The sequence below is a fragment of the uncultured Polaribacter sp. genome, from assembly GCF_947501385.1.
GTDB lineage: Bacteria > Bacteroidota > Bacteroidia > Flavobacteriales > Flavobacteriaceae > Polaribacter.
Window position 1 is genome coordinate 40,188 of record NZ_CANMVP010000018.1, and the last position, 12,168, is coordinate 52,355.

Below are 12,168 nucleotides of genomic sequence, written 5' to 3' on the forward strand. Positions count from 1 at the left end.
TTTTGAGTTAATATAGATTCCTGTTTTCACAGGATTGACATTTTTAAATGAAACACAATAGTGCATATTGCGAATCTTTTTGCGATTAAGTCAAATGCATCAATTTTTATTGATGTACTTACTAGAAAAATGTTATGAAGAAAAATAGACGTTTCCAGAAAAGGAAATTTCTTTTTGGTTATCTATCCTTTCTCATTTGAGATGCTGAAACTGGTTCAGCACAGGGTAGAATTTAGCACCTTCTTTATTTCTAAAGGGTTGCTAAGGCTTCACAGGGTCTAATCCCTCCACCTTTCTTGATAACATTTCAATAAGTTATTGAACTTTGTGAGTGCAAATATTGCAATAGAAAAACTTAGTATCCAAATAAAACAGCATTTATTTTCTATTTAATATAGATTTCGCATTTTAATCAACGTTGTTTTCATCATTCTTTAAAAACTGTAGTTTTTATGTCTTAAAATTGATTTATTGATGATGCCATCACAAATAATTATGGTAAAAAAAGGAAGTCTTTTAATTTTATAGTGTACTTTTGCACTCTAATTTAGAGGAAAAATTTGAACTGATTGCAACCTCTCGCGCCGAACTAGTTTCTGTGCCTAACTTGAAAAATTTCTATTTCGAAATGATAAAACAAGTTTAGAATAAAATGCTAAAGCAGTAAGTATCTACTTCTTTTAGCGACTACGCAATCAATTTTTATTTTTTATCCATGTCCTTTTAAGAGGATTAAATTTTTAACGAAACCTCATTTTTTAGATCGAGGAATCATTTTTTAATATATAAAGAAGAATTTATGTCATATTTATTTACTTCAGAAAGTGTCTCTGAAGGCCATCCAGACAAGGTTGCAGATCAAATTTCTGATGCTTTAATTGATAATTTTTTAGCCTTTGACAAAAGCAGTAAAGTTGCTTGTGAAACCTTGGTTACCACAGGCCAAGTATTTTTAGCGGGTGAAGTAAAATCGAATACATATTTAGACGTTCAAAAAATTGCTAGAGATGTCATTAACAAAATTGGTTATACCAAAGGAGCATATATGTTCGATGGAAATTCTTGTGGCGTTCTGTCTGCAATCCATGAACAATCTCCTGATATAAATCAAGGTGTTGACAGAGCAAACCCTGAAGACCAAGGTGCTGGAGATCAAGGAATGATGTTTGGTTATGCTACTGATGAAACAGAAAACTACATGCCTTTGGCATTAGAATTATCTCATCGATTATTAATTGAATTGGCTCTTTTAAGAAGAGAAAATAGTGCTATTGATTATTTAAGACCCGATGCAAAATCTCAAGTGACCATAGAGTATTCTGATGATAATGTACCACAAAGAATAGATGCTATTGTAATTTCTACACAACATGATGATTTTGATACTTCTGAAAACGTAATGTTGACGAAAATTAAAAAAGACATCGTTGAAATTTTAATCCCTAGAGTGGTTGCAAAATTGCCAACTCATATACAGAAATTATTTACAGATGATATTACCTATCACATCAATCCCACAGGAATTTTTGTTATTGGTGGACCTCATGGAGATACCGGTTTAACAGGAAGAAAAATTATTGTAGATACCTATGGTGGAAAAGGTGCTCATGGTGGTGGTGCTTTTTCTGGAAAAGATCCTTCTAAAGTAGATAGATCTGGCGCGTACGCAACAAGACATATTGCTAAAAACTTAGTTGCTGCAGGCGTTTGTAAAGAAGTTCTAGTACAAGTTTCTTACGCTATTGGTGTTGCAAAACCAACAAGTATCAACGTAGAAACCTACGGAACCGCAACTGTAGATTTGAAAGACGGAGAAATCAGCAAAATAGTAGAATCTATCTTTGATATGCGTCCGTATTTTATAGAAAAACGTTTAAAATTAAGAACACCCATATATTCAGAAACTGCTGCTTATGGTCATATGGGAAGAACTCCTGAGATGAAGACAGTTACTTTTACAAACCCAATGGGAGAAACGGTTTCTGAAGAAGTAGAAACCTTTACTTGGGAAAAGTTAGATTATGTGGATACTATAAAAGAAGCTTTTCGCATATAAAGAATCACAACAAATTGATATTTTAAGCCTTTAGAAATTAATCTAAAGGCTTTTTTAGGTTTAAAATTTAACAGAATCTAGTTGATGCCTTAACAAATATTTAAGAGGCAATAAATAAGGGTTTGCTTAACTTCGGTGATTAAAATTTTAATCAAATTTATTATGACGAAAAAAATACTCACTAGACTACTGCTAGTTGCTTTTGTTTTTGGATTTTCCGCTGAAACAGATGCTCAATTTTGGAAGAAAAAGAAAAAAGAAACTGCCAAGGTAGCGCCAAAGCCAAAACCTAAAAAAGGAGGAATTCAGCCTTATGGTAAAGTCGTCACGAAAGAACATACAACAGATGAAGGTTTGTTTAAAGTTCATAGAAAAGAAGATACTTATTTATTCGAAATACCAGATTCTCTTTTAAGAAGAGAAATGTTAATGGTTACTAGAATCGCTAAAACTGCTAGCGGAATTGGTTTCGGTGGTGGAAAAGCAAACACGCAAGTGTTGCGTTGGGAGAAAAAAAACAAACAAATTCTATTAAGAATTGTTTCTCATAATGTGGTTGCTGATACACTTTTACCTGTGCATGAAGCCGTAATGAATTCGAATTTAGAACCCATCTTATTTTCTTTTCCTATAAAAGCATTTAGCAAAGATTCTACTGCCACTGTAATTGATGCCACTGAGTTATTTTCTACAGATGTAAAACCTTTAGGATTTCCTGATTTTTATAGAAAAAGATACCAAGCTACAAGGATGGACAAAAGTCGCTCTTATATAGATAGAGTAAGTAGCTATCCTAGAAATATAGAAATAAGACATGTAAAAACCTATTTTGCGAATAAAGCTCCGTCTAATAGTGCTGTTGGCTCTATTACTTTAGAAATGAGTAATTCGATGGTTTTATTACCTAAAGTACCTATGAAACGTCGTTATTTTGATGAGCGTGTGGGTTGGTTTGCAAGAGGACAAACAGATTATGGTTTGGGAGATCAAAAAAGTAAAACGGTAACTTATTTAGATCGCTGGAGACTAGAAGTTAAAGAGGAAGATGTAGCAAAATTTAAAAGAGGCGAATTGGTAGAGCCAAAAAAGCAAATTGTCTATTATGTAGACAGAGCAACGCCAAAAGAATGGGTTCCTTATATCAAACAAGGAATTAATGATTGGCAAGTGGCTTTTGAAGCAGCTGGTTTTAAAAATGCCATTATTGCAAAAGATCCTCCATCAAAAGAAGAAGATCCAGATTGGTCTCCAGAAGATGTTCGGTATTCTGTAGTACGTTATTTGGCATCTCCAATTCCAAATGCCAACGGACCTCATGTAAGTGATCCCAGATCTGGAGAAATTTTAGAATCTGATATTAACTGGTATCATAACGTAATGTCTTTGTTACACAACTGGTATTTTATTCAAACTGCAGCCATCAATCCAGATGCTCGTGGAAAGAATTTTAAAACAGAAACCATGGGAGAACTCATTAAGTTTGTCTCTTCTCATGAAGTTGGTCATACCTTAGGTTTACCACATAATATGGGAAGTTCTGTTGCTTTTCCAGTAGATTCTTTACGTTCTGCAACTTTTACTAAGAAGTTTGGAACCGCACCTTCCATTATGGATTATGCGCGTTTTAATTATGTGGCGCAACCAGAAGATGCAGGCGTTGCGCTAATGCCAAATATTGGTGTTTATGACAAGTATGCAATTTCTTGGGGATATAGACCTATTTTAGATACAGATGCAAAAGCTGAAAAACCAATTTTAGATGCTTGGATTTTAAAACATGCTGGAGACCCAATGTATCGATTCGGACATCAACAAGCTGGTGGTGTTGTAGACCCAAGTTCTCAAACAGAAGATTTAGGAGATGACGCCATGAAAGCTTCTATGTACGGAATTAAAAATTTAAAAAGAATTTTACCGAGATTAGAAGAATGGACTTCTGAAAAAGGTGAAAATTATGATGAGTTATCTACCATGTACGGACAATTATTAAGTCAGTTTAATAGATATATGGGGCATGTATCTGCAAATATTGGTGGGGTTTATGAATACTATAAAACATCAGACCAAAAGGGTGCTGTTTACTCTTATGTAACTAAAGAAAAGCAAGAAGAAGCTTTACAGTTTGTTATTGATGAATTGTTTAAAACTCCTGAATGGATGTTAGATGAAAACATTTTTAGCAAAACTGAATTTTCTGGCTCAGTAGAAAGAGTTAGAGGTTTACAAGCAAGAACATTAAACACTATTTTAGATGCTGGTAGAATGGCTAGAATGATTGAAAACGAAACTTTAAACGGATCTTCTAAAGCCTATACTTTAATAGACATGATGAGCGATTTACGCAAAGGTGTTTGGAGTGAAATTTATTCAGGTCGTTCTATAGATACCTATAGAAGAAACTTGCAAAGAGCCCATTTAGAAAGATTAAATTACTTATTAAATGAAGCAAAAGACCAAAGAGGGTTTAATGACGGCTATTTAAAAAGAAGTGGAATCAATATCAACCAATCTGATGTAAAGTCTGTTGTTAGAGGAGAGCTAAAGCGTCTACAAAGAGATGCAAGAGCTGCTTCGAATAGAGGCGACACACTTACACGCTATCATTTACAAGATGTTGTTGATAGAATTGACATGATTTTAGACCCTCAATAAATTCTAAATAGTAGTATCATAATTATAAAACCACGTCTATCTGGCGTGGTTTTTGATTATCATAGATTTATAAAATTTTGCATCTTGACAAAGTTATCCTTTCTTTTTTTTATTTTCACTTTTGTTTGTCCAACCTTATGCTCACAAGAAAAAATTTCTTGTAAAGTGTTAGACATTTCAACAAAAAAACCTGTGGTTTATGCAACGGTAATGTTGAAAAATATCAACAGAGGAACGCATGCGGATTCTAGTGGGAATTTTGAAATCCCTTTGGCTTTTAGAAAAACAGGAATCATTAGAATCTCTTCTATTGGTTATAAAACAAAAGAAATCAAGCTTTCTAATTTAAAACAAAATAGTACAAATACCATTTACTTAGCAATTGCAAAAAGTTCTTTAGATGAAATTGTTATAAAGACTTCCAAAAGAAGAAAAAAGCGACTTTTAGCAAAACAAATTGTTAGAAAAGCAATTGAAAATATCTTAGAAAACTATCCAACGGAAGCGCATTCTTATATTGGTTATTATAGAGATTACCAACAACCTGTGGGAGATTCTTATCAAAAAGCAGTCAATTCTCAAGAACCTATCAAATACTTAAACGTACATGAAGCTATTTTAGAATCTTTTGACGACGGCTTTGATAGCGATAAATTAAAAAGCACCAAAAACCAAACATTATTATATAATTATAGAACAAATAAAGATTTTATTCAAGACTCCACACTTACAGTTCCGTATGATAATAAAAGTAAAAAATATTCAGAAAGTGTTTATATTACTCCTTTAGGCGGTAATGAATTAAATATTTTAGATCTTACAAATGCCATTAGAAATTATGATAAGATGTCGTTTTCTTTTACTAATATTTTTCAAAGAGACTTTTTACGCAATCATAAATTTAAAGTGAAAAGAGTTGTTTTTTCTGATGAAACGCCGCTATATAAAATCAGTTTTACATCTATAAATGAAAAAACGAGCTTCGATTATTCAGCTTTTGGAAGTATTTATATTGCCAAACAAGATTTTGCCATTCATAAATTGAATTACAATCTTTATTACAAACGGAAGAAAAACCCTCAATATACTGTTACCATAGCATATCAACCAAAAAAGGATAAAATGTATTTAAACTACATTACCTTTAATAATTTCTTTGAAGCTTCTAATGGTAATTATTTTCAACTTAAAAAAACTTCATTTCATACAAAACAGCATACTTTTAAACTCTCTTTCAATAGAAAAATAGCCTTAAATAGCTTAGAATCAATTAATAGAAATTTTAAAATTTATTATAAAAACGAGAAACTAAAAGTAGTAGCAGTGCGTCCTTTTGATACTAGTAACAACACACTTATTGTTTTTATTGATGAAAAATCAATCAATAGAATAAACCTTGAAAAAGAACAGAAAGGTGAAAATTATGCTACAAATTTCACTTTTGATATCAGTCATATAAAAGATAGTAATGGTTTTACAATTGATGAAAGAGCAAGTATTAAAATGAATCAATATAGAGAATTCTTTGTACAAGAAATTTTTGAAAACAAAAAACTACTCATACATAAAAGCTTTATAGACAAAAGTTTACCGTTATCAAAATCTCTAATTACTCCTTTGAAATTAGAAAATAGTTACTGGATGAATACACCTTTAAAAGTAAAAAAAGGAAAATAAAAAATTTCTTAAAACCGACTACCTCTGCAGAAAAGGTAGGGCAGACTCGAGGCAAAGTCATAATGGAACCTACCAACTGGTCTGATTTCGCTAACTTCATTTTGACACTTAAAACAAAAAACCAAAATTTTATATTTTGCCCCACCCAGAATTGCGAAAATGCAATTCCGACCTCCCCAAAAGGGAGGTGAATTCGAAAACCCTCAAGGTATTGACATCGAGTAATTATACAGATGAAACAAGATACTTTCTCCTACTGTAAAATGCTCTAAAAAGTATGCTATATTTGCATGATTATCATTTTTATGACTCAGACATTACTCTCTTCTCCTTTACAAGGCTTTACCGATTATAAATTTAGAAATGCTTTCAATACTTTCTTTGGCGGCATTGATACATTTTATTCGCCATACATCAGACTAAATGGAAAACTGATCATTAAAAATTCTTATCAAAAAGATATTCTTCCAGAAAACAATACAACATTAGAAGTAATTCCGCAGATTATTACCAATGATGTAGATGAGTTTTTATTCGTTTCTAAATATGTACAAGAATTAGGTTACAAAGAATTAAATTGGAATTTAGGCTGTCCTTATCCGATGGTTACCAAACGAGGAATGGGTTCTGGATTGATTAGCGATGCAGAAAAAATAAACAGCATTCTTCATAAAATTCATAATGAATCTGACATTATTGTTTCTATGAAAATGAGGATGGGTTATGAAACTCCTGAAGAAATATTAGATGTTTTGCCTATTTTAGATACCTATCCTTTAAAAAACATAGCAATTCACGCAAGAATAGGAAAACAATTGTATAAAGGCAGTACCAATTTAGAAGCCTTTCAAAAATGTCTAGACAATAGCAAACATACAATGTATTATAATGGTGATATTACCTCTGTTGCAGCATTTAAAAAATTACAAGCACGTTTTCCATCTTTAGATCATTGGATGATTGGTAGAGGCTTAATCGCAGATCCTTTTTTACCAAGTATGATTAAAAATGATACGCTTGAATACCCTGAAAACAGGTTTGAAATCTTTAAAGGATTTCATGATCGTATTTTTCATGAATATGACGCTGCCCTTTCTGGTCCAACGCCTATTAAAATGAAAATGCTTGGTTTTTGGGAATACTTTTCTCAAAGTTTTTCAAATCCTCAGAAAACCTATAAAAAAATTAAAAAAGCATCTAACGTAAAAAACTATTTAATTGCTGTAGAGGAAATTTTGAAGGAAGCGAAAAAGTAATTTACCTAATAAATTACTCTATACTTCTATTTTTATCTAATTTATCATTTTTAAAATCTAACAAAGTTTTCGCAATGGCAGCATCAATGCGTTCTTTATTTGTATCGTATTTAGGATTTAGACCCTTTTTCTCTGGAAAATTCTCAATCGTAACTGTTGTGGATGGAAATGCAAAATCTACACCCAATTCTTTAGCTAGTTTTACAATGGCAATATGCAATCTGTGTTTCGAAGATTGCTCAATTCCCCAAGCCAAACTTTTAAAATACACATTTACCATGACCAATAAAGCTGAGTCTCCAAAACCTGTAAACTCTACATTGTAAGACTCTGAACGTGTTTCTGGGTGCGCAATAATAATTTCTCTAACACCTTGTACAAAAGCTTCAATTAATTCTGGTGGTGTATCATAACGCAAACCTAAACTTGTATTGTAACGTCTAAATAAACGCAAACCTTTGTTATTGATAACAATTTCAGACAGCTTACTGTTTGGTATTTGATATACAGAAGTATCTGCAGCTCTAACACTTGTAGATCTAAAACCCACTTTTTCTACAGTACCTACAACTTCACCAGCTTCAATCCAATCTTCTATATGAAAAGGTTTGTCTAGAAAAATCATAATGGTTCCTATCAAATTCTTTACCGTGTCTTGAGATGCCAAAGCAACCGCCAAACCACCAATGGTTGCACCTGCTAAAATGGTGGTTGTATCTACACCAAAAAGTGAGATTAGTCTTAGAAAACCAATAACAATTACCAAACCAATAAAGAAATTGTGCAAAATAGGCATTAATTGATCGTCTAATCTGTTGTGCGTTCTCTGTGTAAATACACCATACAGTTTCATTGCTACATGTACCAAGCTTAGAAAAACATAGGTCCAAAAAACAATTTCTGCAATATCAATAAACAAGAAAACCCAGGTATTGGCCTCTAAACTAAATTGAAGTGAAGGAAAAAATTTGGCGATAAAACTAAAAGCAATCAATAAACTTATGGGTCTTGCTAATTTTTTTAAATATTCATCAATCCCTATGTTGGTTGTTTTTGTTAGCCTTAATTGAACTCTGTGTAAAATATAAAAAGTAATTTTTCTAAATAGGTAGAACAGTACAACAGCCAATAAAACAAATATAAATAAGGTAAATAACTGCCAATATTCTATTTCGAAGATTTTTTTATGTCCAAATTCAGGGACAATATTTTGTATTTTTTGAATATACCAAGGAAAAACTTCGTCATAAAGACCATCAATTCTCTGTACCGTTTCTTTTGAATAAAACCACTTTTCACCTATCTTCTCAACATAAATTTGTGGCATTCTATCAGGAAATGGCGTAAATCTTTCAAAAGAGGCAAATTTGATGGTATCTTTAAAATTAGGATTTGTAGGCACTTTATCTAAATCTACATACAGTCCTTTACCATCTAAAATTTTCTTAATTTTTATTGCTTTTTTTATCGCTTCCTTTTCTGACAACCCAAAAATGGTCTTTGCAGATTTTTTGGGTTGGTACGAATCTGGTTGCAAAAAATATAAGTGTGTAAAAAAAGTTGCATGTGGGTTGCTTAAATTTACAATCGTAGAATCTTTTTGTGCACTTACTGCGAAAGGAATAAAAAATAAAAGTAAGAATATTTTACGCATCACTAATTTGTTAAATTGCTGTTAATTGAAATGCAAATTTAAACCTTTTCACTTTTTAACAGTCAAAGAAGTATAAATAATAAAACCAATGAAAAAAATAATATACGTATTTGTATTCCTTTTAGCTGTTTCATTTTCTGCAGAAGCTCAAAGAAAAGGAAAAAAAGTTTCGATAGAAAAACAAGTTGAAAGAACTTTAAAAAAGATGTCTGCAGATTTAGAATTATCTACAGCGCAACAAAATGAGATAAGACCTCTTTTAGCAATACAAATTGCAGATAGAAATGAGATGGTTAAAAATAGAAAAGATTTAAAAGATTCTGGAGAAAAACCTTCTAGAGAGCAGATGCAAAAAATGCGAACAGAGAGACAACATAAAATTGCTGAAATGAATAAAAAAATGAAAAGCATTTTAAGTAAAAGTCAATATGTAGCATTCGAGAAAATGCAAAAAGAGCGCAAAGAAAAAAACAAAAAAAGAAACAATAACTAGTTTTTTGGGTTGATTTATTAGTTTATTGGTCATGCTCAGGTTCTATATTGAATCTGAGTTTTTTTAATTCATACCAAACCTTAAAATATTGTTAATTAGAAATTTAAGATTAAACCTTTGTGCTATTTTAATGTCTTAGTAGTATAAAAAAATAACACTTAAAATTATACAAAATGAAAAATTTAGCATCTATTTTAGTATTTGTATTTGCTTTTACAATTACTACACAAGCACAAAAAAACAGAAAACAAGAAAGACCGCAACTTACTGTGGAGCAACATACAGATTTAGCTATTAAAAAAATGACTTTGGCTTTAGATTTGTCTGAGAAGCAACAAAACAAAATCAAACCTCTTATCGCTTCAAAAATGGCAGAAAGAAAGGCTTTTATGGAGAAAAGAAAAGCCAATAAAAAAGAAGAGAAAAAACCTACTTCTGATGAAATTTATGCTGCAAAAAGTAAAATGTTAGACCAACAAATTGCTATGAAAAATAGTATGAGAGAAATCTTAAACAAAGAACAATTTGAGAAGTTTGAAAAAATGCAAAAGAAAAGAAAAATGAAGGGAAAGAAAAAAATGATGCATGATAAGAAGGATGAAAGAAGAACGAAAAAATAGTTTGGTTAGTTAGTTTTTAAAACCTGATTTCTTAATTGAAATCGGGTTTTTTATTTTAATAAAAAATCTAAATTGCTTTTAAAAGTTTTTCCAATTGGAATACTGTAAGATGTAATTTTTATTTGATTCCCCTCAATTGTGTTCATTTGTTTTTTTGCAACAATAAAAGATTTATGCACTTGAAGAAAATCGTTTTCTGAGAGCTTTAGTGAAAATTCAGAAATCTTTTCTCTTACCGTTATTGTTTCATATTCTGTAACAACTTTACAATAGTTTCCGTAAGCTTCAATAAATAAAATATCTGATAGTTTAACCTGAAAATGTTTCTTTGCTGATTTTAAGAAGATAGTGGTTTTTTTATTTTCTTTTACTGAATTTAATAGAGTATTCGTTGTCGTTTTAGTTTGAATTTTATTGATTGCTTTTAAAAACCTTTCAAAGCTAAAAGGTTTTAATAAATAATCTACTACGTTAAGCTCAAAACCCTCTATAGCATGCTCTTTATAAGCAGTTGTAACAATTACTTTTGGCGGATTTTGAAGTGATTTTAAAAAATCAAACCCTTTTAATTTTGGCATATTTATATCTAAAAAAATGACATCTACAGCATTGCTATTTAAATATTCTAATGCTTCAATTGCATCGTAACAATTTCTCATTAATTGAAAATTGTTTAGTAAATCACAATATTTTTTTACAATATCGTGAGCAATAGGCTCATCATCTACAATGATATATTTAATCATAATTCTAGCACTAATTTTACTTTATAATTCAAATTTTCTTTCTTAAAGGTTAGCATATGTTTTTTAGGGTATGCCAATTCTAAACGTCTTTTTAAGTTTTTTAAACCAATTCCTTTTTCTTTAGAAACTTCTTCAATGTCAAAATTATTTTCAATTTCAAAATAAATTACATTTCTTTTAGCAGTTAATTTTAAATAAACAAAAGCATTTTCTCTTAAGTTTTCTACGCCGTGTTTAAAGGCATTTTCTAATAAAATAATAAACAACAAAGGCGTTATTTGGTATTCTTTCTTATCTACATCTACATCGAATTGAATATTTATAATTTTATGATATCTCATTTTATGAAGATCAATGTAGTTTTTTAAGTACTCAATTTCTTCTTCTAAAGAAACTCTTTTTTTCTCGCCTTCATAAATACTATATCGCATTAAATCAGAAAGTTTTAAAATTAATTCTTTTGCTTTTTCTGAATCTTTATCAACCAAACCATATAAATTATTTAGCATATTAAAGAAAAAATGAGGATTTACCTGACTTTGTAAATGTAGTAATTCATTTTTTCGTTTAGCATTCGTTAAACGTAAGACAGATTTTAATTGCAGTAGTAGCAAACCTATAAAGAATAAAATAAGCAATACATAATATAGAATTATAAAAATGTTTAAATAAGTTGGATAATCTGCTAGAAGAACAATAGAATCTTGACCTGTAGAAATGAATTCATAAACGATAAAACCTATAGGGATTACTATTGTTAGTGTAATAAGTACTTTTACTAAAAACCAATTATTATTTTTTATTTTTTCCATCATTTTACAAAACTACTTTAAAATCTGAAAGATAAAAGATAATGTGACAAACTACTATTATATAGGTTTAGAAGGTGTTTTTATAGTGATAAATATACCGTTTTACCCTTTTTGGTTTTGTAACACGCTAATTGCATCCTTTATCACAAAAATTTATTTCCTCTATTCTCTTCAAATACTTTTGATGAAATAAATCTAAAAT

At 30.4% G+C, this 12,168-nt stretch carries 9 protein-coding genes and 1 riboswitch; of the genes, 6 read left to right on the forward strand and 3 right to left on the reverse strand.

The window, feature by feature from the left end:
• Positions 1 to 175: 175 nt before the first annotated feature.
• A riboswitch (SAM riboswitch) is annotated at positions 176 to 306 on the reverse strand.
• 493 nt (positions 307 to 799) lie between these two features.
• The 4 genes from metK to Q0998_RS12570 all read left to right on the forward strand — a co-directional run bounded on the left by metK (position 800) and on the right by Q0998_RS12570 (position 7,641).
• Positions 800 to 2,056, forward strand: a complete 1,257-nt coding sequence (gene metK / locus Q0998_RS12555) for a methionine adenosyltransferase (protein WP_299670317.1) — start codon at positions 800 to 802, stop codon at positions 2,054 to 2,056.
• Between the two features lie 162 nt (positions 2,057 to 2,218).
• On the forward strand, positions 2,219 to 4,708 hold the full coding sequence (locus Q0998_RS12560) for a zinc-dependent metalloprotease (RefSeq protein WP_299670318.1): 2,490 nt from the start codon (positions 2,219 to 2,221) through the stop codon (positions 4,706 to 4,708).
• Positions 4,709 to 4,873: 165 nt separating this feature from the next.
• Positions 4,874 to 6,385: a carboxypeptidase-like regulatory domain-containing protein gene (locus Q0998_RS12565; protein ID WP_299670319.1), complete on the forward strand. Its 1,512-nt coding sequence runs from the start codon at positions 4,874 to 4,876 to the stop codon at positions 6,383 to 6,385.
• A 305-nt stretch (positions 6,386 to 6,690) separates the two neighbouring features.
• Entirely contained in the window at positions 6,691 to 7,641 is a 951-nt protein-coding gene (locus Q0998_RS12570) for a tRNA-dihydrouridine synthase family protein (protein ID WP_299670320.1), read from the forward strand.
• A 13-nt stretch (positions 7,642 to 7,654) separates the two neighbouring features.
• Here Q0998_RS12570 and Q0998_RS12575 read toward each other — a convergent pair whose 3' ends face one another.
• Positions 7,655 to 9,295 (reverse strand): mechanosensitive ion channel family protein, encoded by a 1,641-nt coding sequence (locus Q0998_RS12575; RefSeq protein ID WP_299670321.1) that lies wholly within the window; start codon positions 9,293 to 9,295, stop codon positions 7,655 to 7,657.
• An 88-nt stretch (positions 9,296 to 9,383) separates the two neighbouring features.
• Here Q0998_RS12575 and Q0998_RS12580 point away from each other — a divergent pair, with 88 nt between their 5' ends.
• Together Q0998_RS12580 and Q0998_RS12585 are read left to right on the forward strand one after the other, a co-directional pair.
• Positions 9,384 to 9,788, forward strand: a complete 405-nt coding sequence (locus tag Q0998_RS12580; protein WP_299670322.1) for a hypothetical protein — start codon at positions 9,384 to 9,386, stop codon at positions 9,786 to 9,788.
• Between the two features lie 173 nt (positions 9,789 to 9,961).
• Positions 9,962 to 10,408, forward strand: coding sequence for a hypothetical protein (locus Q0998_RS12585; RefSeq protein WP_299670323.1), 447 nt, complete (start codon positions 9,962 to 9,964; stop codon positions 10,406 to 10,408).
• 50 nt (positions 10,409 to 10,458) lie between these two features.
• On the opposite strand, the gene Q0998_RS12590 is transcribed toward Q0998_RS12585, so the two are convergent.
• Positions 10,459 to 11,154 (reverse strand): LytTR family DNA-binding domain-containing protein, encoded by a 696-nt coding sequence (locus Q0998_RS12590; RefSeq protein ID WP_299670324.1) that lies wholly within the window; start codon positions 11,152 to 11,154, stop codon positions 10,459 to 10,461.
• A complete protein-coding gene (locus Q0998_RS12595; protein ID WP_299670325.1) occupies positions 11,151 to 11,966 on the reverse strand; it encodes a histidine kinase in 816 nt (271 codons plus the stop codon). The genes Q0998_RS12590 and Q0998_RS12595 overlap by 4 nt, the downstream gene beginning before the upstream one ends.
• Between the last annotated feature and the right edge of the window lie 202 nt (positions 11,967 to 12,168).